The organism is Leifsonia sp. NPDC102414, assembly GCF_044765685.1.
Taxonomy (GTDB): Bacteria; Actinomycetota; Actinomycetes; order Actinomycetales; family Microbacteriaceae; genus Leifsonia.
The window spans coordinates 640,350-662,391 of the sequence record NZ_JBIWKN010000002.1 but is presented as its reverse complement, the minus strand read 5'-3'; the positions used below and the strand labels follow the sequence as shown (position 1 = coordinate 662,391).

The 22,042-nt window shown below is 65.3% G+C and carries 21 protein-coding genes; 12 read left to right on the top strand and 9 right to left on the bottom strand.

Features of this window, described 5'->3' with window-relative positions; translation table 11 throughout:
• Positions 1-5: 5 nt before the first annotated feature.
• From gnd to dnaA, 3 genes are all read right to left on the bottom strand, one after another.
• Positions 6-893, bottom strand: coding sequence for a phosphogluconate dehydrogenase (NAD(+)-dependent, decarboxylating) (gene gnd / locus ACIRCZ_RS11605; protein WP_402853147.1), 888 nt, complete (start codon positions 891-893; stop codon positions 6-8).
• Between the two features lie 35 nt (positions 894-928).
• Complete coding sequence (dnaN, locus tag ACIRCZ_RS11600) at positions 929-2,074, bottom strand: DNA polymerase III subunit beta (protein ID WP_055897181.1); 1,146 nt, start codon at positions 2,072-2,074, stop codon at positions 929-931.
• 492 nt (positions 2,075-2,566) lie between these two features.
• On the bottom strand, positions 2,567-3,991 hold the full coding sequence (gene dnaA, locus ACIRCZ_RS11595; RefSeq protein ID WP_402853143.1) for a chromosomal replication initiator protein DnaA: 1,425 nt from the start codon (positions 3,989-3,991) through the stop codon (positions 2,567-2,569).
• 444 nt (positions 3,992-4,435) lie between these two features.
• Here dnaA and rpmH point away from each other — a divergent pair, with 444 nt between their 5' ends.
• The 8 genes from rpmH to ACIRCZ_RS11555 all read left to right on the top strand — a co-directional run bounded on the left by rpmH (position 4,436) and on the right by ACIRCZ_RS11555 (position 11,125).
• Positions 4,436-4,573, top strand: a complete 138-nt coding sequence (rpmH, locus tag ACIRCZ_RS11590; RefSeq protein ID WP_055897189.1) for a 50S ribosomal protein L34 — start codon at positions 4,436-4,438, stop codon at positions 4,571-4,573.
• Between the two features lie 9 nt (positions 4,574-4,582).
• Positions 4,583-4,936: a ribonuclease P protein component gene (rnpA, locus tag ACIRCZ_RS11585; RefSeq protein WP_055897192.1), complete on the top strand. Its 354-nt coding sequence runs from the start codon at positions 4,583-4,585 to the stop codon at positions 4,934-4,936.
• Positions 4,933-5,244: a membrane protein insertion efficiency factor YidD gene (gene yidD / locus ACIRCZ_RS11580; RefSeq protein ID WP_082581513.1), complete on the top strand. Its 312-nt coding sequence runs from the start codon at positions 4,933-4,935 to the stop codon at positions 5,242-5,244. The genes rnpA and yidD overlap by 4 nt, the downstream gene beginning before the upstream one ends.
• Before the next feature lie 7 nt (positions 5,245-5,251).
• Positions 5,252-6,214, top strand: coding sequence for a membrane protein insertase YidC (gene yidC / locus ACIRCZ_RS11575; protein WP_055897196.1), 963 nt, complete (start codon positions 5,252-5,254; stop codon positions 6,212-6,214).
• 13 nt (positions 6,215-6,227) lie between these two features.
• A complete protein-coding gene (locus tag ACIRCZ_RS11570; RefSeq protein WP_402853137.1) occupies positions 6,228-6,842 on the top strand; it encodes a protein jag in 615 nt (204 codons plus the stop codon).
• 26 nt (positions 6,843-6,868) lie between these two features.
• Entirely contained in the window at positions 6,869-7,498 is a 630-nt protein-coding gene (gene rsmG / locus ACIRCZ_RS11565; protein WP_402853134.1) for a 16S rRNA (guanine(527)-N(7))-methyltransferase RsmG, read from the top strand.
• A gap of 1,759 nt (positions 7,499-9,257) precedes the next feature.
• Positions 9,258-10,175 carry a ParA family protein gene (locus ACIRCZ_RS11560; RefSeq protein ID WP_055897202.1) on the top strand — a complete coding sequence of 306 codons (918 nt, stop codon included), beginning with the start codon at positions 9,258-9,260 and terminating at the stop codon, positions 10,173-10,175.
• Positions 10,175-11,125, top strand: coding sequence for a ParB/RepB/Spo0J family partition protein (locus ACIRCZ_RS11555; RefSeq protein ID WP_402853130.1), 951 nt, complete (start codon positions 10,175-10,177; stop codon positions 11,123-11,125). The genes ACIRCZ_RS11560 and ACIRCZ_RS11555 overlap by 1 nt, the downstream gene beginning before the upstream one ends.
• A 23-nt stretch (positions 11,126-11,148) precedes the next feature.
• Here ACIRCZ_RS11555 and ACIRCZ_RS11550 read toward each other — a convergent pair whose 3' ends face one another.
• The 6 genes from ACIRCZ_RS11550 to ACIRCZ_RS11525 all read right to left on the bottom strand — a co-directional run bounded on the left by ACIRCZ_RS11550 (position 11,149) and on the right by ACIRCZ_RS11525 (position 18,985).
• Positions 11,149-12,105 carry a D-alanine--D-alanine ligase gene (locus tag ACIRCZ_RS11550; protein WP_402853127.1) on the bottom strand — a complete coding sequence of 319 codons (957 nt, stop codon included), beginning with the start codon at positions 12,103-12,105 and terminating at the stop codon, positions 11,149-11,151.
• 65 nt (positions 12,106-12,170) lie between these two features.
• Entirely contained in the window at positions 12,171-13,493 is a 1,323-nt protein-coding gene (locus ACIRCZ_RS11545) for a PLP-dependent aminotransferase family protein (protein WP_402853124.1), read from the bottom strand.
• Between the two features lie 147 nt (positions 13,494-13,640).
• The gene (trxA, locus tag ACIRCZ_RS11540; protein ID WP_055897216.1) at positions 13,641-13,967 is read right to left on the bottom strand and encodes a thioredoxin; all 327 of its coding nucleotides are present in this window, start codon (positions 13,965-13,967) and stop codon (positions 13,641-13,643) included.
• Between the two features lie 13 nt (positions 13,968-13,980).
• Positions 13,981-14,967 carry a thioredoxin-disulfide reductase gene (gene trxB / locus ACIRCZ_RS11535; RefSeq protein ID WP_055897219.1) on the bottom strand — a complete coding sequence of 329 codons (987 nt, stop codon included), beginning with the start codon at positions 14,965-14,967 and terminating at the stop codon, positions 13,981-13,983.
• A gap of 75 nt (positions 14,968-15,042) precedes the next feature.
• Positions 15,043-16,659: a murein biosynthesis integral membrane protein MurJ gene (gene murJ, locus ACIRCZ_RS11530; protein ID WP_402853119.1), complete on the bottom strand. Its 1,617-nt coding sequence runs from the start codon at positions 16,657-16,659 to the stop codon at positions 15,043-15,045.
• On the bottom strand, positions 16,652-18,985 hold the full coding sequence (locus tag ACIRCZ_RS11525; protein WP_402853116.1) for a DUF6049 family protein: 2,334 nt from the start codon (positions 18,983-18,985) through the stop codon (positions 16,652-16,654). Before ACIRCZ_RS11525 ends, murJ begins: the two co-directional genes overlap by 8 nt.
• A 111-nt stretch (positions 18,986-19,096) precedes the next feature.
• Between ACIRCZ_RS11525 and ACIRCZ_RS11520 the strand changes: the two genes are divergently transcribed.
• From ACIRCZ_RS11520 to rpsR, 4 genes are all read left to right on the top strand, one after another.
• Positions 19,097-20,524, top strand: coding sequence for a CCA tRNA nucleotidyltransferase (locus ACIRCZ_RS11520; protein ID WP_402853113.1), 1,428 nt, complete (start codon positions 19,097-19,099; stop codon positions 20,522-20,524).
• Positions 20,525-20,812: 288 nt separating this feature from the next.
• Positions 20,813-21,202: a 30S ribosomal protein S6 gene (gene rpsF / locus ACIRCZ_RS11515; RefSeq protein WP_055897225.1), complete on the top strand. Its 390-nt coding sequence runs from the start codon at positions 20,813-20,815 to the stop codon at positions 21,200-21,202.
• A gap of 4 nt (positions 21,203-21,206) precedes the next feature.
• Positions 21,207-21,716, top strand: a complete 510-nt coding sequence (locus tag ACIRCZ_RS11510; RefSeq protein ID WP_055897229.1) for a single-stranded DNA-binding protein — start codon at positions 21,207-21,209, stop codon at positions 21,714-21,716.
• Positions 21,717-21,776: 60 nt separating this feature from the next.
• The gene (gene rpsR, locus ACIRCZ_RS11505) at positions 21,777-22,040 is read left to right on the top strand and encodes a 30S ribosomal protein S18 (RefSeq protein WP_055897232.1); all 264 of its coding nucleotides are present in this window, start codon (positions 21,777-21,779) and stop codon (positions 22,038-22,040) included.
• Positions 22,041-22,042: the final 2 nt, after the last annotated feature.

The window sequence follows — 22,042 nt, the reverse complement described above, 5'->3', positions numbered from 1 at the left end:
GAGGGTTAGTCCACGGCCTTCACGGCGTGGCCGCCGAACTGGTTGCGCAGCGCAGCAACGGCCTTCATCGCCGGCGAGTCCTCCTGGCGCGAAACGAAGCGCGCGAAGATCGAGGCGCTGATCGTGGGGACGGGCACGGCGTTCGCCAGAGCCTCCTCGACGGTCCAGCGGCCCTCGCCGGAATCCTGCACGTAGCCTTCGATGTGCTCGAACTCCGGGTCCTGCTCCAGCGCGCGCACCAGCAGGTCGAGCAGCCAGGAGCGGACGACCGTTCCGCGCTGCCACGCCTTGAACGTGCCGGTGACATCCTTGACGATGTCTTTGCGAGTGTCGAGGAGCTCATAGCCCTCGGCGTACGCCTGCATGAGCGCGTACTCGATGCCGTTGTGCACCATCTTGGCGTAGTGGCCTGCGCCGACCTCGCCGACGTGGACGAAGCCCTCGTCGCGTGGGCCCTCCGGGCGCAGCGCGTCGAAGACCGGCATCACACGCTCGACCTGGGCGGCGCTGCCGCCGACCATCAAGCCGTAGCCGTTGTCGAGACCCCAGACGCCGCCGGAGACACCCGCATCCATGAAGTCGATGCCCTTGGGGGCGAGCTGCTCCGAGTGCTTGAAGTCTTCCGTGAAGCGGGAGTTTCCTCCGTCGATCACCAGGTCGCCCTTTTCGAGCAGCGGCTCGAGGTCGGTGATCACGGCATCGGTGATCGCGCCGGCGGGGACCATGACCCACACGGTGCGCGGAGCGGGCAGCGCGGCGACGAGATCGGCGAGGGTGGCGACATCCGAAACCTCGGGGTTTGTGTCGTAGCCGGTCACCTCGATGCCGTTCTTCTCGAGGCGGGCACGCATGTTGTTGCCCATTTTTCCGAGACCGACGAGGCCGATGTGCATGATTGTCCTTCTTCTCTGTTCGAGCGGACGGCGGGTTACCTGAGCAGCAGGTTGGGCTGCAGGAGGTACTTGTAGTTGTCCGCGCCTGCCTGGTCCTTCGATGTCTGGCTCGTGATCAGAACAGGACCCGGCTTGTTGGGGTTTTCGGTCTTGGTGAAGGAAATGCGCACGAATTCCGAGTGCACGGCACCGAGACCATCGAGCAGGAACTGCGGCTTCAACGAAACCACCGTTTCCTGGCCAGTGAGGAGAGCGTCGATGCTCTCGGATGCTTGAGCCTGCTCCGAGCCGATGGCCTCCAGGGTGAGGCCGTCTGCTGAGAAGGTGTAACGGAGGGCGGCCTCGCGCTCGAGCACGAGGGCGACGCGCCTGGTCGCTTCGATGAGCTCGGCGGTGTTCACGACCGCATAATTGTCGACCTGCTCGGGGAAGAGCCGGCGCACGGGTGGGAAGTTGCCCTTGATGAGCAGCGAGGTCACGGTTTTCTTGTCTGCAGTGAACGCGATGAGCTCGCGGTCGTCGCGGTTCGTGATCGAGACGGCGATCGTTCCGCTGTGACCGAGCGTCTTGCCGATCTCGGTGAGGGTGCGCGCAGGGACGAGCGCGGTGACGGGCTCCCCGGAGGTGGTGCCGTTGTCCCAGTTGATCTCCCTGACAGCCACCCGGTAGCGGTCGGTGGCCACCAGGCCGAGGGTGTTGTCTCCGACTTCGAGCTGGACGCCGGTGATGACGGGCGTGACATCGTCTCTGGATGCAGCGACACCCACCTGGGCGACGGCCTCCGCGAATTCTTCGGCAGGGACGAGGCCGGCCTGGCCGCTCACCTGCGGGATGCTCGGATATTCCTCGACGGGCATGGAGAGCAGCGTGAAGTTCGCGGATCCGGCGCGAACGACGATCTTTGATTCTTCGGTGGAGAACTGCACCGGTGCGTTGGGAAGCTTCGCCGCGATCTCGGCGAGCAGGCGACCGGAGACCAGCACGCGACCTGGTTCCTCGACCTCGGCGGCGATCTCCGTCTGCGCAGAGACCTCGTAGTCGAACGACGAGAGCTGCAGTCCTGTGTCGGTCGTCTCGATCAACACACCACTCAGGATGGGGAGAGTCGTCCTCTGGGGAAGGAGCTTCACGGCGAAGGAGACGGCTTCACTGAATACATCCCGGTTGGCTTGGAACTTCACGAAGTCACCTCTGTCGTCGGCGGGAAATGGATCGTGACAAATCCTAGCGCTTGCCTCTGCCGCGAAAAATTGTGATTCGAGCGATCGGGGTTCAGGTTGTCGGCCTCCCCATTCAGAAGACTTAATGATTAATGGTGTTAACCGCTGTGGAAACTGTGGATAACTCTGTCGAGACCAGTCGATCACTGGGAACTACACGTTCGTGACTTGTTGATGACCTGGGGATTCCTGTTGTTTGCAAGGGAAGTGGTCTGTGCCGAGATCGGCCTCCATTCACAGGCATCCATGATTCGTCCCCATTAACGGGTCGGCTTTCCTACACTTCTCCACAAGTTATCCACAGGTGTTAATAATCCGCTGTCCCCACTCTGGGGACAGATATGTGGATAACTCGACGCGATGGATGCGCATCCCTAGGCCGCCTCGAGCGTGTCGCGGGCGCCTGGAACGGCCGCTCCTCGCATCCGGAGTGTGCGAGGGAGCAGAGAACGGCTACTTGCTGTAGCGGTGGTTCTGCTTGATGCGGCTGGTGAGCTCTGTGACCTGGTTGTAGATCGAGCGGCGTTCTTTCATGAGCTCGCTGATCTTCTTGTTGGCGTACATCACGGTTGTGTGGTCGCGATTGCCGAACAGCTGCCCGATCTTCGGCAGGGAGAGGTTGGTGAGCTCGCGGCAGAGGTACATAGCGATCTGACGCGCGGTGGCGACCGCCTGCGAGCGGCTCGAACCGTAGAGGTCGTCGACGGTGAGTTTGAAGTAGTCGGCGGTGTTGGTGATGATGTCGGTCGGCGCGATCACATTGTCGTCGTCGAGCGTGATGAGGTCTTTGAGCACGGTCTGCACGAGCGGCATGTCGACCGGTGTGCGGTTGAGGCTCGCGAACGCGGTGACCCGGATGAGGGTGCCTTCGAGCTCACGGATGTTGCTCGACACCTTGGTCGCCATGAACTCGAGGATGTCGTCCGGCACCTGAATCTTTTCGCTCTGTGCCTTCTTGCGGAGGATCGCGATGCGGGTCTCGAGGTCGGGCACCTGCACATCGGTGATGAGGCCCCACTCGAAGCGGGATCGCATCCTGTCTTCGAAGCCGGTGAGGAGCTTGGGCGGCAAGTCGCTCGTGATCACGACCTGCTTGTTGTGGTCGTGCAGGGTGTTGAAGGTGTGGAAGAACGCCTCCTGCGTCTCGACCGCTCTCTGCAGGAACTGGATGTCGTCGATCAGGAGGATGTCGATGTTGCGGTACCTCGCCTGGAAGGACGATCCGCGGTTGTTGGCGATCGAGTTGATGAAGTCGTTCGTGAACTCCTCACTACTGACGTAGCGCACCCGGATGCCCGGGTACAGGCTCATCGCGTAGTGGCCGATGGCGTGCAGGAGGTGCGTCTTGCCGAGGCCGGAGTCGCCGTAGATGAAGAGCGGGTTGTACGCCTTGGCCGGAGCTTCGGCGACCGCGACCGCTGCGGCGTGTGCGAAGCGGTTCGACTGGCCGATAACGAAGTTGTCGAAGCTGTACTTGGGGTTGAGGCGGGTGTCGTTGTTGCGCGGGGGCGCCGTGATCTCGACCGGAGGGGCGACCATCGGCGCCGGCGACTCGATGTATGCGGCGTTGGCCGGCTCGGTGGGGCGCGCCATCGTCTCCTGCTGGATCTCCGGGTTGACCACGATCGCGAAGGTGTTGACCGCGAGCGACTCATCGAGGCCGCCGATCGCATTGAGCAGGGGGACGCGGCTGCGCTGTTCGATCATCCCCCGGGTGAACTCGTTCGGGACCTCCAGGTAGAAGGTTCCGGCCATGATGCCTTTGGGCTCGACCAGACTGAGGAATCCGTGCAGCTGCGGCGTGATGCGGTCGTCGGTCTCCAAGGAATCGAGCACCGTTTGCCATGCCGCAGAAATGGACTCTTCGCCGCCTGCCATCGTTCCCCGTATTCGTCTCGTGTGGATGCGGTCAACCGATGGAGCGCAGTCGACTCCGTCGTCGTCGTGTCCATCGGGTCGGCCGCGCGTGCGCTGCCGGAAGGTATTCACAGGGTTATCCACCGCCGTGTGTCCAATACCGTAGCGATCTCCGGCCGATTTTGGGATGGGCTGGGGATAACTTTGGTCCTCACGGTAACTTGTCCACAGGTTGTGGATCAAATTCATTTGCGGGCATACGGCGGCGCGTCGCTCCTCAGGTTCCTCCCATTCCTGTGCATAATCATTGGATTTGTCTCGGCTGGTTTGACCTCATCCCCCTGAGGTCGTAGTTTTAATCAGTTGACTTCAGCCGTTTTGGCTGCCCAAAAACTTTTCACGGCCTCCCCGTGCTGGATCTTGCATCAGCACCGGCCTGTTAAGAGACCACACGGAGATAGAGATATGAGCAAGAGAACCTTCCAGCCGAACAACCGCAAGCGTGCGAAGACCCACGGCTTCCGTCTGCGTATGCGCACCCGTGCGGGTCGCGCGATCCTCGCTGCTCGCCGCAGCAAGGGCCGCACGAAGCTCTCGGCTTAGCCTTCACCGGTGCTCGCCAAAGCCAATCGCATCACGCGGGGGGCGGACTACAAGGCGACTGTGCGTCGCGGGACTCGCTTCACCGGAGCGAATACCGTGACGTACATCCGTCGCAGTCCGGACCCGGATGTGGTGCGATTCGGCTTTATCGTGGGCAAGACCGTCGGGATCGCCGTGAGGCGCAATCTCGTGCGCCGGAGGTTGAAGGCCGTGGCGCACGAGGTACTCCCCCGGCTCACGCCGGGGACCGACATCGTGGTCAGGGCTTTGCCAGCGTCCACTCAAGCGGAGTGGGCTACCCTGCACGAAGAGATCTCCGCAGCAATCAGCCGATTCACCAGTAGAGGCAACGTCCGTCGATGAACACCGCATTCACTGCAGTGCTCCTTCTTCCGCGGAACTGTGCCGTTTTACTGCTTCGGGCGTATCGCGCGGTCATCTCACCTCTCTACGGAGACGTCTGCCGGTATTACCCGTCCTGTTCCGCGTACGCGTTGCAGGCCATCCAGGAGCACGGACTCGCGATCGGGACCGTGCTCGGTGTTCGCCGAATCGCCCGCTGCCACCCGTGGGCCGCGGGCGGGGTCGATGATGTCCCCCTCAAGAAGAAGCGTCGCTATCGGGTGACACCGTTCGGATTCGTCGTCGCCACAAGCCAGGGAAAGGCCTAGCAACAACATGGACATCATCGGCACGATTCTGTGGCCCATCAAGTGGGTCGTGGAGCTCATCCTCGTTGCCTTCCACTGGCTTTTCACGCAGATCGGCCTGGACCCGGCCGCCGGGATCACCTGGGTGCTGTCGATCGTCGGCTTGACGGTCGTGGTGCGCGCTGCGCTCATCCCGATCTTCGTCCGCCAGATCAAGAACCAGCGACGGATGCTCGAGATCGCGCCGCAGCTGAAGAAGATCCAGGAGAAGTACAAGGGCAAGAAGGACCAGTTCTCGCGTGAGGCCATGTCCCGCGAGACGATGGAGCTCTATAAGAAGACCGGCACCAACCCGCTGAGTTCCTGCCTCCCGCTCCTCCTCCAGATGCCCGTGTTCTTCAGCCTCTTCCAGGTGCTGAACGGTGCGCAGGGCGGTCACGCCGGCGTCGGCCCGCTGAACGCGGTGCTCGCAAAGCAATTCGGCGGCGCGACGCTGTTCGGTGTCGCTCCCCTGCACCAGAGCTTCCAGGGCGCGATGAATGCGCACCCGCAGCAGGTGGCCGTCATGGTCATCGCCGCGGTGATGGTCGTGCTGATGACCGGTTCGCAGTTCCTCACGCAGTTGCAGATCGTCTCCAAGAACATGTCGCCGGAGACCAAGGCGAGCCCCCAGTTCAAGCAGCAGCGCATCCTGCTGTACTTGCTCCCCTTCGTCTTCCTCTTCTCGGGTTTCGCCTTCCCGCTCGGCGTCATGTTCTACTGGCTCACCTCGAACCTCTGGACCATGGGCCAGCAGTTCCTCGTCATCCGCAACATGCCGACTCCTGGGTCGGATGCGGCCAAGGCTCGCGAGGCTCGCCTTGCTCGTAAGGGCAAGCTCGTGCAGGAAGACGGCGCCGTCGTCCTCACTGTCGAAGAGGCCCCCAAGAAGACCACACAGCGAGTTCAGCCTGTGAGCAAGAACCGCGCCAAGAAGCAGGCCGGAAACTAGTAGGGAATCCAGAATGACCGATGTGCAGCAGACCGAGTCCGTCGTCGAGCCGGTGGTGACCGAGGATTCGGCTCCCGAGGCTTCGTTCGCCGGCGCCACCGAGGGTTCGCCGGAGGCCCAGGTTCTCGACGCCGGTGCGTCCGAAGGCCGCGAGTACGCGGAGCCGACCGCCGCGCAGCTGGACCAGGAAGGCGACATCGCCGCCGACTACATCGAGGAACTTCTCGACATCGCCGACATCGACGGTGACATCGACATCGACGCTCGTAACGGACGCTCGTACATCTCGGTCAACGCTGATGAGAACGCCAACCTCCGTCTCCTCTCGAAGCCGGACACGGTAACGGCGCTGCAGGAGCTGACACGTCTCGCAGTGCAGAACAAGACGGGTTCGTTCTCCCGCCTGATCCTGGACATCGCGGGTTCGCGCGACGCCCGCCAGGCAGAGCTGGCAACGCTCGTCGACCACGCCATTTCGCGCATCGAGGAAGGCGCCGCTCAGGCTGCTCTCCCGGCGATGTCTTCGTACGAGCGCAAGCTCGTCCACGACATCGTGTCGGAGCGTGGCTTTGTGTCGAACTCGCAGGGCGAGGGCCGCGACCGCCACACGGTAATCACAAAGGCGTAGTTTCACGTGGAACGGTGGGGTTCGCGGTGAATGACGCCCTCGAAGTCGAGCCGGCTGCCGCCGTTGGTCTTTTCGGTCCGCAGATTGAGGTGGCCCGTAGATTCACGGCCAACCTGGCTTCGCAGGGTGAAGAGCGTGGACTTATCGGTCCGCTCGAACTCCCCCGTCTGTGGTCCCGCCACATCCTGAACAGCGCAATCGTCGCTCCCCTCCTCCGCGCTGGACGTGTCGGGGACATCGGGAGCGGCGCCGGACTCCCGGGCCTGGTGCTCGCTATCGCGCGTCCGGATGTCTCGTTCGTTCTCATCGAGCCGATGGAGCGTCGCGTCGCCTGGCTCAACGAGCAGGTCGCGGAGCTCGGCCTCACCAACGTGGATGTGATCAGAGCCCGTGCCGAAGACGTCCGCCTGGATGTTGCACTCGACCAGGTGACCGCCCGCGCGGTGAGCGCGTTCCGCAAGCTCCTCCCCCTCACTGCTCCCCTGCTCCGAGATGGCGGTGAACTCGTCCTGATGAAGGGCGCTGCCGCTCAGGCCGAGGTGGATGCGGCGACGAAGGAGATTCGCAAGTATAAAGTGCACGAAATCGAGGTTTTGACCCTTGGTCAGGACGTTCTGGACGAGGTCACGAGGGTGATTCGCGCGACTGTTCGCTAGCTTGAGGCGCTTAGGATCGTTCCTGTGGCGCTGAAGCATGCGAGTTTTCGGGTGTTTATACCCTGAGTATGAGCCATATGAGGGCAGTTCACTGCCCGGAATGGACGCGGGCGGCGGTTGCTGTTTCACGTGAAACGATTTCGGCGCGGAGGTCAGTTCCTTGCTGAGGGCCGAGTTTGAATAGGTACGATTTTCGCGGACGGGCCCGAGGTACCATTGCTGCTTCACGGTGGATCAACTCGTCCCTGCCACTTGTCGAAGCGGCGACGGTAGCTGTGTCGCATGTGGTGGCTCGGTTTTGACGCATTCGAGGCGTGCGAAAGCGAACGCAGGGCTCAACCGACCTCAATAGAGCAGCCGCACTCCCCCGCGCTCGACGTAGCCGCTCGCGCCTGCAGCCCGAATCGAGCCACCGCGCGGATCATGACGAGCTTGCGTGTCAGGCGGGGTGCGCGGGATGTGTATCGCGCCGGCGACTCGTTCTGGTCAACTCGGCACACGAACCACTGTCCATCTAATGGTGGCGTTTCATGTGAAACAGAGCCTATTGCAGAAGGAACCTCGAAGTAGTCCCGTTCTGTCGGCTGAATTCATCGCCCGTAACGGCCGGCTCAACACGATGCGTCCGGGTCGGACGCTCTCTGCGCAATCGCCCAGCACGATTGCATTAGCCTGCGGGGATTCCGCCCTGCAGTGTGATGCCGGTTGTGGCCGCGCGCCGCTGCCTTCGTGAGTTCGGCTGTGCCCCCTCGGTTTCCTCTTCCCATCCGTCCTACTGCTTGCACGCTTTGACCCAGCCCCGGACTTTGCGCAGGTCTACTGTCTCTCGAATGCTACGGCGCGGTTGCAGCGGGCCTCGGCGGCCCTATCCGCGCCGGACCCTGAGCCCCATCCCGCGTCCGCAGCGGCAGTCGACGCAGAAATCGCGCAGGTGGATCAGAATCGGAGCGGACTCCGAGGTGACTGAGTAGCCCTTGCATCCAGCGCCGCCACGAGTCAGTTGACTGCGCGGAACGGCATCCAGCTCGGCCTATGCGCGAATACGCTGATTGGCGCGGGCGCCAGCTCTCCGCACCAGCAAGCGCGGGGCGCGGCCGACCTGGAGGAGCGACTTCATCATTGGACCTCTTCCGCGAGTTCGGACGCGGGCCGGGTGATCGTTCGCCTGGGCGCGGGCCGTGGATTTCAGTATGTCGGCGCGGCCTTGATACGCCGATATTGGCCAACTTTGGCGCGGAAAGGGCAAGGAAGGGAGGAATACCGAGCGGTATCGAAACTCCGAGGAGTGCATCGGGTGGGTGAATGAATCCGCAGGGAAGGGGACGGAACGTGGACGGACTGGAAGGTGCGGTGATGGATCTCGAAGGGCGGGGGAATGCGGCCTGTGGAGCGTAGCGGGATTAGATGCGCCGTTTCACGTGAAACCTCGCCTCCAGCCTGCCGACTGCCGCTTGCCGCTTGCCGACTCCGCATTGCGGGCTGCCCACTGCCGCGTATCGCGAAAGGCAACTAGTTCGCCCCTGCTTGCTGGCCCATGTCACGCGGGCCGGGAGCGTCGCCGTCGATCTCACCTACGGAACGCACGCGAACGAGGGCGCAACTGTCCACAGGATGCAGATATCCACAGCGCGCCGCGCAGCGGATCGGAGCCAGCCGCATCCGAGATAGAGTTGATTGACGGTCGCGGAGCGCGCGGCCTCCCCCGCACTTACTCCAGACACCCGGTGCCGTGCACCACGATCGAGCGACAAGGTTTCACGTGAAACAACCGGACCAGGATGCCCAGGTCGGAACGAGCCCTGCGAGCTTCGACGCATCCACGCCGTTGGCGCAGGAGATCCACGAACTGACGCGGCGTCGGGAGGCTATCGCCTCGGAAACGCTCCCCCTGCCGTCGCGCACCCGTATCTTCACGATCTCCAATCAGAAGGGCGGCGTCGGAAAGACGACGACCGTCGTGAATCTCTCGGCCGCGCTCGCCAAATCCGGGGCGCGTGTGTTGGTGATCGACCTCGACCCTCAGGGGAACGCATCCACTGCTCTCAGCGTGGAGCACCGTGAGGGCACGCCGAGTGTGTACGACGTGATCGTCAACGACAAAGAGCTGGATGAAGTCATCCAGAAGTGCCCGGAGTTCGACGGGCTCTTTGTTGTTCCGGCCACGATCGACCTGGCCGGTGCGGAAATCGAGCTCGTTTCCATGGTTGCCCGCGAACAGCGGCTCGGTCGGGCGCTCACTCGGTTCCTGGAAGAATACGACTTCGATTACGTCCTGATCGACTGCCCGCCGTCGCTGGGACTCCTGACGATCAACGCATTTGTTGCTGCCACCGAGGTTCTGATCCCGATTCAGTGCGAGTACTACGCCCTCGAAGGCCTGAGCCAGCTCCTCAAGAACATCCAGCTCATCGAGCGGCACCTCAATCCCAAGCTGCAGGTCTCGACCATCCTCCTCACCATGTACGACTCGCGCACGAACTTGGCGCACCAGGTGGCGGAAGACGTGCGGGACCACTTCCCGAAGGAAGTTCTCAAGACGATCATTCCGCGCTCCGTCCGCATCTCGGAGGCCCCCAGCTACGGGCAGAGCGTCATCAGTTACGACACGAACTCGTCGGGGTCGCTTTCCTACCTGGAGGCGGCCGCGGAGATTGCACGCAGAGGAGCACCCCGCTAATGGCAGCGAAGCGCACAGGATTGGGCCGAGGAATCGGCGCCCTCATCCCCACCACCGACCAGTCGGCGCGGCCGGTCGACGTGTTCTTCCCCGAATCGTCCGGTGTGGCGGTCAAGGACGACCTCGTCGCGGTTCCCGGAGCGCGTCTGGCGAACCTCTCCCCCGCGGACATCGTGCCGAACGCCGTTCAGCCGCGTACAGAGTTCGACCGCGAGGCGCTCGATGAACTCGTCGCGAGCATCCGCGAGGTGGGTGTGCTGCAGCCGGTCGTGGTGCGGCCCATCCCCGGCCAGACGGACAAATACGAGCTGATCATGGGCGAGCGCCGGCTGCGCGCGACCAAGGAGCTCGGTCTCGACACCATCCCGGCGGTCGTCAAGGACACCGCGGACGAAGACATGCTCCGGGATGCGCTGCTTGAGAACCTGCACCGGTCGCAGCTGAACCCCCTCGAAGAAGCCTCCGCCTACCAGCAGCTTCTCGCGGACTTCGGCATCACGCAGGAAGAGCTGGCCTCCCGGATCGGGCGCTCCCGGCCCCAGATCACCAACACGCTGCGCCTCCTGAAGCTGCCTTCGGCCGTGCAAAGCCGGGTCGCCGCGGGCGTTCTGAGCGCTGGACACGCGCGAGCCATCCTGTCGGTCGGAGACGAAGAGGCGATGAAGCACCTCGCGGACAAGATCGTCAACGAGGATCTGTCCGTCCGTGCAGCGGAGGCGGCGGCGAGCAAGAACCCGAAGCCGGTGCGCACCAAGGCCACGGCCGGGAAGCACCGCGGCCACCTCGATGAGATCGCCGACAAGCTCGGAGACCGGCTCAATACGCGAGTGAAAATCTCCCTCGGAGCACGAAAAGGCCAGATCGTGGTCGATTTTGCGACGATACAGGACCTCAACCGCATCCTGGATGAGATCGGCCAGCCGAGCTTCAGCGGGCCGACCTTCCGCTAGCCGGGAAGGCGAAAACCCCTCCCCTACGCGTCCGCGATAGCGGCCAGTGCCAGCGCTGCGTAGACATCCCCCAGGTCCCGACCCGCTGCGGCGATCGCCTGCGGCATGATCGAGGTCTCGGTGAGTCCGGGGAGAACGTTCGCCTCCAGGAACCACGGCACCCCGTCCGCATCCACGATCAGGTCGATGCGCGACAGGTGCCGCAGGCCGAGCGCGACGTGAGCGGTGGTTGCAGCCTCCGCGACCGCGGCGGCGGTCGTCTCGTCCAGTCGCGCCGGGGTGTAGAAGCGCGTCTCCCCGGCGTTGTACCGGGCATCGAAGGTGTACGCCCCGCCCACCGGCTCGATCTCGACCGCGGGAAGCGCCTCGGGACCCTCTCCCGTGTCCACGACGGCCACCGAGACCTCGATGCCGGAGACCTTGCGCTCGATCAGGGCCACATCGGCGTACGTGTACGCATCCACCATCGCGCGCGGCAGCTCGTCCGCCTTCTCGACGATCGTCACGCCCTGGGCGGAACCGCCCTGCGCCGGCTTCACGACGAGCGGGACGCCGAGGCCGTCGAGCACCGTCGCCAGCACGCTGTTCGCGCCCAGCTCCCTGAACGTTTCCTTCGGCAGCACGACGGATGCGGGCGTCGCCACCCCGGCGCGCGCCACGATCGTCTTGGCGGCGGGCTTCGACCAGGCGAGACGCGACGCGTCGGTGCGCGAGCCGACGAACGGGATGCCGGTCAGTTCCAGCAGTGAACGCAGCGCGCCGTCCTCGCCGCTCGCGCCGTGCAGGGCCGGCCACACCACATCCGGCCGGTTCTCGGAGAGGAAGGCGAGCAGAGACGCATCAGGGTCACGGAAGGTCACCCGGTGCCCGAGCGAGTTCAGCGCGCCGGCGACGCGGCGACCACTGCGGAGCGAGATGTCGCGCTCGTGCGAGATCCCGCCGGCCAGCACAACGATGTCGAGAGCGGCGTTTTGTGCCATGATCAGCTCTTTCTTTGAGAACGAAGCGGGTTTGATGTCACGTCGCGGATGCGCGCGGGCGGCGATCAGCGCAGGTCGGTGGGCGGGTTCGGACTGTTCGCCTCACGACGAGATGAGAACAGCGGGCCGGTTCCGGCGAAGGTGTCCAGCAGGTCCTGCTCGCCGTTGATCACGTTCGCAAGCCTGCGCACCCCGACCCGGATACTCTCTGGCGTCGGGTAACAGAACGACAAGCGGATGTTCTGGGCGCCCGAGCCGTCCGCGAAGAACGCCGTTCCCGGCGTGTACGCGACGAGCTCCGTGACAGCGCGCGGGAGCATCGCCTTCGAGTCAAGGTGCGACGGCAACGTCAGCCACACGTAGAAGCCGCCATTCGGGTTGGTCCAGGTCAGCTCGGGCAGATACTCCTCCAGCGCGGAGATCATCGTCTCCTTGCGTTCCCGGTAAACGCCGCGGAAGGTGTCGATCTGCGCCTTCCAGTCCGCGTCGCGCAGATACTCCGAGATCACCAGCTGGCTGAACGAGCTCGGGCTCAGTACGGCCGCCTCGTTCGCCAGGATCAGCTTCTCGCGGATCGCGTGCGGCGCCAGCGCCCAGCCAACCCGGAACCCTGGGGCCAGCGTCTTCGAGAACGTGCCGAGGTACACCACGCCGTCCTGCTCCACCGAACGCATCGCTTCAGGCGGGCGCGAACCGAAATAGAGCAGGCCGTACGGGTTGTCCTCGAGTACGAGGATGTCGTTGGCCTTGGCGATCTCCAGAATCTCCAGGCGGCGCTCCCAGCTCAGGGTCACACCGGCCGGGTTGTGGAACGTCGGCACCGTATACAAGAACTTCACCTTGCGGCCCGCGGCCTTCAGGCGCGCGATGTGCTCGCGGAGCGCCTCGGGGATGAGACCGTGCTCATCCATCGGCACGTGGTCCACCTCGGCCTGGTACGAGCGGAAGATCACCATCGCGGTGACGTAGCTCGGGCCCTCGGCGAGCACCACATCCCCGGGGTCGATGAACAGCTTGCTGAACAGCTCGAGCGCGTGCTGCGAGCCGGTGGTCACGACCACGTCGTCAGCGCTCGCCTTGATGCCCTCTAGCGCCATCACGTCCAGGATCTGCTCACGCAGCGCCGGAACGCCCTGACCGGAGCCGTACTGCAGGGCCACGGGACCCTGCTCGCGCATGACCCTGTCCATCGCGCCGACGACCAGATCCTCCGGGAGCGCCGCGACGTACGGCATGCCGCCGGCCAGGGAAACCACCTCCGGTCTGCTGGCGACGGCGAACAGGGCTCGGACCTCACTGGCGGCCAGGCCGCTGGTGCGCTGCGCGTAGTGGTTGTACCACGGGTCCAGATTGTTGCCGCGTGAAAGCGGGCTGCCCTGTTCAGTCACTTGTCTTCCGTTTCTTACGCCGTTTGCCAATGCTATTTGGGTGGTGCGCCGAGCCCGAAATCGGGGGATGCGCGAGAGTGCACGACCGAGTACAAAAAAAGACCCGCCCGGCATGTGTGCCGGACGGGTCTGTGAAGAGCTGGTCGGCTACGCGAGGTAGGCGGCCAGGTCGGCTTCGAGGGCAGGCTTCGGCTTGGCGCCGATGACGGTCTTGACGACCTCTCCGCCCTGGTACACCTTCATCGCGGGGATGGAGGTGATCTGGTACTTCGCAGCGGTCTGCGGGTTCTCGTCGACGTTGAGCTTCACGATCTCGATCTTGTCGGAGTGCTCAGCGGCGATCTGGTCGAGGATCGGGCCGACGGCGCGACACGGGCCGCACCACTCTGCCCAGAAGTCGACGAGGATCGTCTTCTCGCTGTTGAGGACGTCGCTCTCGAAAGAGGCGTCCGTGACCGAACGTGCTGCAGACATTTCTAGTTTCTCCTTATGCGGTGGTGGTGAGTTCGAGATCGCCGGACTCGACCTCGACGGTCTGGTCCAGCAGGTCTTTGGGGAGGGTCGTGAGGTAGTGCTCCGCGTCGAGAGCCGCCACGGTTCCGGATGCGGCTGCCGTGATCGCCTGACGGTACGACGGGTCGATCACATCACCGGCAGCGAACACACCGGCGACCTTGGTCTTGGACGAACGACCGGCGACCGCGATGGTGCCCTCCGGTGTCAGGTCGAGCTGACCGTGCACCAGGTGGACGCGCGGGTCGTTGCCGATCGCGATGAACAGCCCCTGGAGCTCCAGCGTGCTCTGCTCGCCGGACAGCACATCCCGAAGGGTGACGCTCTGCACGGTCTCCTCGCCGTTGATCGCGACGACCTCGGAGTTCCACACGAACTCGATCTTCTCGTTCGCGAACGCGCGGTCCTGCATGATCTTGGATGCACGCAGCTCGCCCTTGCGGTGGATCACGTAGACCTTGTCGGCGAAGCGAGTGAGGAAGTTGGCCTCCTCCATTGCAGAGTCGCCGCCGCCGACGACCGCGATCGTGCGCTCCCGGAAGAAGAAGCCGTCGCAGGTGGCGCACCAGGACACACCGTGTCCGGACAGGCGCTCCTCGTCGTGGAGACCGAGCTTGCGGTACGCGGAACCCGTGGCGAAGATCACCGAGAGGGCCTCGTGCTTGGCGCCAGAGCCCAGGGTGACGCTCTTCACGTCGCCGGTGAGGTCGACGGACACGACGTCGTCCAGGACGACCTCCGTGCCGAATCGCTCGGCCTGCGCCTGCATCTTGAACATGAGGTCGGGACCCATGATGCCATCGGGGAAGCCGGGGAAGTTCTCGACCTCCGTGGTGTTCATGAGTTCGCCGCCCGCTTCGACGGAGGAAGCGATCAGCAGCGGCCGGAGGTTGGCGCGCGCGGCGTAGATGGCCGCGGTGTAACCGGCTGGGCCGGAACCGATGATGATGATCTGCCGCACGGCGGGAGCTCCTTGCACTATCTGTAACGGTCCAGAACCGGACCGCTGAGGTGTAGAACACATCCTAGGCGGATGCTATTCCGTTTCACGTGTGAGTTCGGAGCGGACGCCCAAACGGTTCAGAACCGGCGCAACACCGGCCTGCAGGTCGCGCGAACGCAGGAGTGTCAGGATGCCGATGTACACCACGAGCATCACCACTCCGACGACAGCGGAGGACACGACGGCGCCGACGATCCCGCTCACGGGGAAGGCGCCGGCATCAACCCCGCCCATGATCACGAGGAAGCCGCCGCCGGCCACCATCGCCGCCAGCGCGGCCACCAGGAAGCGCCACAGCCCGCTCAGGATGCGCCGCCCGTCCACTCCCCCGGTGCGGCGGCGCAGCAGAGCGAACGCCAGAACCGCCTGGGCGACGCTCGCCAGCGACACCACCAGGGCGACGGATGCGGCGCGAACCTCGGCAGGCACGGCCAGGCACACGAGCACGCCGATCACGATCACGACGACCTGCGCGAGCGTGAAAAAGAACGGTGTGCGTGTGTTACCCAGTGAATAGAAGGCGCGCTGGGCCATGAACACGAGCGAGAACGGTACAAGGCCCACCAGGTAGGCGATCAGCACCCACCCGAACGCCTGGTAGTCGACGGTGAACACCCGCGCCACGGGGAACGCGACGACGATCAGCGCGGCGGCCGAGAAGGTGATCAGCAGCATGATCGAGCGGGTGGCGGAGGAGAAGTCCCTTCGGAAGGACGCGACGTCCCTCTGATGAGCGTGCTCGGCCATCCTGGTGTAGAAACTGGTCACGATCGAGACGGCGATGATGCCGTGCGGGAGCATGAAGATCAGCCAGGCGTTGTTCATCACGAACGGTCCGGCGTTTCCCGTGCCGGCCGAGTTGGCGACGTTGGTCTCGACCAGGCCGGCCACCTGCGTTGCGATCAGCATGGCGAACGTCCAGCCTGCCGCTTTGCCCGCGTGGCCGAGATTCACACCACGCCAGCCGAAGTCGAACCGGAACCGCAGACCGATGCGCCGCCAGAAGAAGAACAGGATGAGGGCCTGCACGGCCACGCCGAGCGTCGCACCACCGGCGAGCAGGGCGATCATGCCCGCCGTCCAGTCGTGGCTGCGGGTGCCGCTCGGGTCGGCGCCGAACGTCACGATGAACGCGACGAGCATCCCGATCGCGATGATGTTGTTGACGACGGGCGCCCAGGTGAACGGGCCGAACGACTTGCGGGCGTTGAGCACTTCGCCGAGCAGCGTGTACAGCCCGAGGAAGAAGATCTGCGGGAGCGACCAGTATGCGAACGCGGTCGCCAGGTCGGCTTTTGCGCCGCGGAGGCCGAACAGCGCGATCAGCACGGGCGACAGCAGCGTCGCGACAAGGGCGACGGCGGCGAACACGACGATGCCCAGCGTGACCAGCTTGTTGATGTACGCCTTGCCGCCGTCCGCGTTGACCGATGCGCGCACGATCTGCGGCACCAGGATCGCGTTCAGGATGCCCTGGGCGATGATCGCGTAGATGCTGTTCGGCACGATGGTCGCCGTGGCGTACGCATTGGACGCGAACGCGACGGCTCCGATCGCCTGCAGCAGCAGCCACGCCTTCGCGAAGCCCAGGATGCGCGAGACGAGCGTCCCCGAGGCGAGCACGGCGCTGGCGCGGCCGATGCTAGCCACGGGCGCCTCCGTCTGGCGGGGTCGTGGGGTCAGTGGGGTGCGCTGGATCGGCGGGGTGCTCTGGATCGGCGGGCTTGGCGGCCGCGTCGTCGGCGTCGTCCGCGTCGCTCTCCGCATCCCCTGCCTGCTCCTTGCGGCGCTGGTCGCGGCGCCTCAGGATGTTGCGCACGATGCCGAAGCCGAACAGCAGCACGAGCAGGATGCCGAAGATCAGCGCGCCGATGCCCTCCCAGTCCGCGTGCACATCCACCGTCACGGCGCTCGGGTCGCCGATCGCCACGCCGGTGGGGCTGTAGAGGCGCAGGGACAGCACCACCTGGCCGTTGCCCAGCTTGGCCTTGACAGGAACCAGCATGGTTGCGCGGGAGTCCTGGGGGATGCGCTTTGTCGCGTTCTGGTCGATCTCGAGCCTGCTGTTGGATGGCGACGCGGTGAGCACCAGGTTCGCAGCCTCGTCCTTCAGCTCGTTGCTGACCGTGAACGGGATGGAGCCCTGCGCGCTGACCAGGTTGACGTTCTCTGTCGGCAGGATCTTGATCGAGTGCAGGGTGTCGGTCGTCGACTTCCTGGAGGCGGCGACCGCGGCCGTCCAGTCGGTGCGCGGATTCTGCCAGGACACGGCGAACAGCGTGAGCAGCTGGGCGCGGGTGCGACCCGTCATCGTCTCCGGCTTGTCGAGGACCGTCGCGAACGCGTCGATCGACTGCTCGTCCTGCACCAGCGCCTTGATGTTGTCGGTGCGCGTCTGCGGCTCGGGAGCGTCCGTCAGGGCCAGCCCGGAGGAGGACGGAGCAGACGACGTGGACGGCAAGGTTGACGGGGTCGACCACGGCGACGCGAACAGCGACTCCAGGGTGCGGCGCAGCTGAGTGCCGCTCGACGGCCAGGAGCGGTCGAACGAGACGAGCAGCTGCTTGGACTGCGAGCCCTCGGCGCTGATGAGTTCGAGCTGGGCGTTGACCTTCGACATGGCCGTGTTCCAGGCGACATCGCTCGGCGCGGACTCCGCCTGACGGATCGCGGTCGACAGTGCCTCGTCGGAGACCAGCATCTTGCCGCCGTCGAACGACAAGGTCGCGTTGGGAGTGCTCTCCAGCGTCTTCTGGTTGGTGTTCGATCCGGAGACGATCACGCTGCGCAGCCCTGCGGCGGCGAGCGGGCCGAGATCCGCTGCGCGCACCGTGTTGTCGCCAGGCCAGCCGATGCCGGTGAGCGAGTACTTCCAGGCCACCAGCTCGTCCAGCGTCGGCAGGGTGACGTCCGTGCCGTTGGTGGGCGTGGGCGTGGGCGTCTCCGCCGGAGGGGTGGGGGTGGCCGTGGACGGCTCTCCGACCGGCGTGGGGGACGGGGTGAAGTTCTTCGGGTCGAGCGCGTATGCGAGCGAGGTCGGCGCGAGCGGGGCCGGGATGCCCGCCTGGAGCTGGCCGGTGACGTCGGCGTCTCCGAAGCCGAGCGAGAAGGTGTCGTTCGGCAGGCCGGCGAGGCGGTTCAGCCAGTCGCTCGCGGTGGGCGGCGCCGCGTTGCCGAGCGCTCGGATGGACGCGACGATCATCGGGTCGATGCCGACCGTGACCGTGCTGTGGCCGATCAGACCGTCCAGGTCGCGGGTCAGGACACCGTTCGGTGCGGTGTACGTGGTGAGGTCGGCGGCCGAGATGAGTCCGTCGGAGGTGGATGGGCTGACGATCGGCATGACGACGCTGACCTCGGAGCGGGTGCCTGCGACGCCGGGGTTCCAGGTGACGCTGCCCCGCGCATCCACTGTCTTGTCGCCGGCGGAGACCGTGGCGCCGATGCCGTAGACGGCAGAAGCGGGGTTGGTGCCGAACGGCACGGTCGCTGCGGGCACGGTGACGCGGACGACCGTGCTGGTGCCTGGCTCGAGGACGGTGACGGGCGCCTCGCCGATGGTCGTCTTGGCGGAGACGGCCGTGGTGGAGGTGAGCCAGGAGTCGAGCGAGGCGCGCGACTTCTGCGCGGCAGGGTCGAGCCAGAGGGTGACGGAGCCGGCGGCGTATGAGCTGTCTGTGGGATTGGTGACGGTGACGGAGACGACGAGGTCCTGCGTCGGGGAGAGCACGCCGCCGTTGTCTGCAGCGAGGGAGGCGGAGATGTCGTCGGTCGAGGTGGCTGCGGCGACAGTGGATGCGGCGCCGGCGGTGATGCTGCGACTCACGGCGGTGCTGTCGTTGGCTGCGCTCGCACCCGCATCCCGCACGGCGGCACTGGATGCGCCGGCCGGCACGAGCGCGACGGCCACGGCCGCGCAGACGAGCGCGGCGAGGCCTCTCACCCTCTGAAGTCGGGTGAATCGGGGTGCGCTCATGCGACGATGCACGATCCCGACTCGGCCTCCATGTCGACGATTCTAGAGGCCGCCCGCTGTGAGACCCCGACGAGCGCGCCAGCGGGAGCGCCCCTATTAAACTGGTGCACCATGCACAGCGTCGCCGATTCCCTCGCTCGCCTCGGCGACCTCGCCCGTTCGGCGACGGTCTCGACCCTGGCCTCCGCGTTCGCCGGAGCGGGGTACGAGCTCGCCCTGGTCGGCGGTCCCGTGCGGGATGCGCTGCTCGACCGCCCGGTGCACGACCTCGACTTCACGACCGATGCCAGGCCGGACGACATCCTGCGCGTCGTCTCCCCGCTGGCGGACGCAGTGTGGGACATCGGACGCCAGTTCGGCACGATCGGCGCCCGGCTCGGCGAGGACACGGTCGAGATCACCACGTACCGCACCGACAGCTATGACGGCACGACGAGGAAGCCGGACGTCGAGTTCGGCGACACGCTCGAGGGCGACCTCCTGCGCCGCGACTTCACCGTGAACGCGCTCGCCCTGCGCATCCCTGAGGTGAAGCTGGTCGACCCGTCCGGCGGGGTGGAGCACCTGCTGAGCCGTACGCTCACCACACCGAGCACGCCGGCCATCTCGTTCGGCGACGACCCGCTGCGGATGATGAGGGCGGCCAGGTTCACTTCGCAGCTCGGTTTCACCGTCGACGACGAGACCAAGGATGCGATGGCCGAGCTGGCCGAGCGCATCGAGATCGTCAGCGCGGAGCGGGTGCGCGACGAGCTCAGCAAACTGCTCTGCACCGACGACCCCCGGCCCGGCATCGAACTGCTGGTGTCCACGGGGCTCGCTGCGCAGGTCATCCCCGAGATCCCGGCGCTGCGGCTGGAGATCGACGAGCACCACCACCACAAGGACGTCTACCAGCACAGCCTCACCGTGCTCGACCAGGCGATCGGCTACGAGAAGGAACGCCACCCCGGGGAGGCGCCCGACCTCGTGCTTCGGCTCGCCGCGATCCTGCACGACATCGGCAAGCCGGCGACGCGCAAGCTGGAGCCGGGGGGCGTCGTCAGCTTCTATCATCACGACGTGGTCGGGGCGAAGCTCGCGAAGAAGCGTCTGACCGCGCTGCGGTTCGACAAGTCGACCATCGACTCTGTATCCAGGCTGATCGAACTGCACCTGCGGTTCTTCGGATACGCGGACGCCAGCTGGACGGACTCGGCCGTGCGCCGCTACATCCGGGATGCCGGGCCCGAGCTGGAGCGGCTGAACATGCTCACGCGCGCCGACGTCACCACCCGCAACCGGCGCAAGGCCGACAGGCTCGGGTTCGCGTACGACGATCTCGAGGCGCGCATCGCCGAGCTGAAGGAGAAAGAGGAACTGGATGCGGTGCGTCCCGACCTCGACGGCGAGCAGGTCATGCGCATCCTGGGCCTCAAGCCGAGCAGGGAGGTGGGGCTGGCGATGAAGTTCCTGCTGGAGCTGCGGCTCGACGACGGCCCGCTCGGCGAGGAGGAGGCGACCAAGCGTCTGCTGGCGTGGTGGGACGAGCAGCACTGACGGACAGTTCTGACGGGCGGCGCCGGGCGGTTTTCCACAGGGTGCCCGCCGGGCGGGTTGTCCACGGTTCCCTGACCGGCTGTTCCAGCCTGAGCGGTTCCCCACGATGGTGGATGCATGACCAACGCACTCCTCGAAGCCCCGTCCCCTGCCGCCGACTGGCGCGACACGCCCGCGTCCGCTACGCTGGACAGGTTGTCTGGGCAGACGTATGCCCGCACGACAGATGTAGAACCCTCCTGCTACAGACCGTCTGTAGCCGCCAAGTCCAAAGGAGGTGGGTTAGTCATGCATCAGTACGAGTTGATGGTCATCCTCGATCCAGAGATCGACGAGCGCACCGTTGCTCCCAGCCTTGACAAGTTCCTCAACGTCGTTCGCGACGCAGGTGGATCCGTCGACAACGTCGACATCTGGGGCCGCCGTCGTCTCGCCTACGAGATCAACAAGAAGACCGAGGGCATCTACGCCGTCGTTCAGCTGACCTCGAACGGTGAGACCACCAAGGAGCTCGACCGCCAGCTGAAGCTGAGCGAGGCCGTCATGCGCACCAAGGTCCTCCGTGCGGAAGAGGCGATCGCTCAGGTCGCCGCCGCTGCGAAGCTCGCCGACGAGAAGGCCGCCCGCAAGGCTGCCGCTCCCGCCAAGGCTGCCGCCGCCGACAAGGCTGGCGCCTAGTCCCATGGCTGGCGAGACCGTCATCACCGTGGTGGGCAACCTCACCAGCGACCCGGAGCTGCGTTACACGCAGAACGGGCTCGCGGTTGCCAACTTCACCATCGCATCCACACCCCGCACGTTCGACCGTCAGGCGAACGAGTGGAAGGACGGTGAGGCTCTCTTCCTGCGTGCGAGCGTCTGGCGTGAATTCGCCGAGCACGTCGCCGGTTCGCTGACGAAGGGGTCGCGCGTCATCGCGCAGGGCCGTCTGAAGCAGCGTTCCTACGAGACGAAGGAAGGTGAGAAGCGCACCTCGATCGAGCTCGAGATCGATGAGATCGGCCCGTCGCTGCGCTACGCCACCGCTTCGATCACGCGCGCGCAGTCGTCTGGCCGTGGCCCTGGAGGTTTCTCCTCCGGTGGCGGCGCCGTCGAAGAGCCGTGGGCGGCATCGGCGCCTGCAGACGCCTCCTCCTCAGGAGCAGACGTCTGGAACACGCCGGGCAGCTACAGCGACGAGACTCCCTTCTAAGGGTCACCAACATTCACCAGCTCCATCGGGCTTCGATGAGAGCGGAAAGCAAAGGAAATCATGGCTGGAAAGTCGAGCGGCGACCGCCGCAAGCCGATCCGCAAGGGCAAGGACGGCAAGAACGCCGCTCCGGCGAAGTCGATTCGCGTCGGCGTCATTGACTACAAGGACGTCGCGACCCTGCGGAAGTTCATCTCGGAGCGTGGAAAGATCCGCGCCCGCCGCATCACCGGTGTCTCCGTCCAGGAGCAGCGCCTCATCGCCCGTGCCGTCAAGAACGCACGCGAGATGGCACTCCTCCCCTACGCCGGCTCGGGCCGTTAGGA

Coding starts and splice junctions, on each gene's coding strand:
- trxA (WP_055897216.1), bottom strand. CDS start 13,967: ATGTCTGCAGCACGTTCGGTCACGGACGCCTCTTTCGAGAGCGACGTC.
- ACIRCZ_RS11520 (WP_402853113.1), top strand. CDS start 19,097: ATGCACAGCGTCGCCGATTCCCTCGCTCGCCTCGGCGACCTCGCCCGT.
- dnaA (WP_402853143.1), bottom strand. CDS start 3,991: ATGGCAGGCGGCGAAGAGTCCATTTCTGCGGCATGGCAAACGGTGCTC.
- rpmH (WP_055897189.1), top strand. CDS start 4,436: ATGAGCAAGAGAACCTTCCAGCCGAACAACCGCAAGCGTGCGAAGACC.
- ACIRCZ_RS11550 (WP_402853127.1), bottom strand. CDS start 12,105: ATGGCACAAAACGCCGCTCTCGACATCGTTGTGCTGGCCGGCGGGATC.
- rpsF (WP_055897225.1), top strand. CDS start 20,813: ATGCATCAGTACGAGTTGATGGTCATCCTCGATCCAGAGATCGACGAG.
- yidC (WP_055897196.1), top strand. CDS start 5,252: ATGGACATCATCGGCACGATTCTGTGGCCCATCAAGTGGGTCGTGGAG.
- yidD (WP_082581513.1), top strand. CDS start 4,933: ATGAACACCGCATTCACTGCAGTGCTCCTTCTTCCGCGGAACTGTGCC.
- ACIRCZ_RS11525 (WP_402853116.1), bottom strand. CDS start 18,985: ATGAGCGCACCCCGATTCACCCGACTTCAGAGGGTGAGAGGCCTCGCC.
- ACIRCZ_RS11570 (WP_402853137.1), top strand. CDS start 6,228: ATGACCGATGTGCAGCAGACCGAGTCCGTCGTCGAGCCGGTGGTGACC.
- ACIRCZ_RS11510 (WP_055897229.1), top strand. CDS start 21,207: ATGGCTGGCGAGACCGTCATCACCGTGGTGGGCAACCTCACCAGCGAC.
- gnd (WP_402853147.1), bottom strand. CDS start 893: ATGCACATCGGCCTCGTCGGTCTCGGAAAAATGGGCAACAACATGCGT.
- ACIRCZ_RS11555 (WP_402853130.1), top strand. CDS start 10,175: ATGGCAGCGAAGCGCACAGGATTGGGCCGAGGAATCGGCGCCCTCATC.
- rpsR (WP_055897232.1), top strand. CDS start 21,777: ATGGCTGGAAAGTCGAGCGGCGACCGCCGCAAGCCGATCCGCAAGGGC.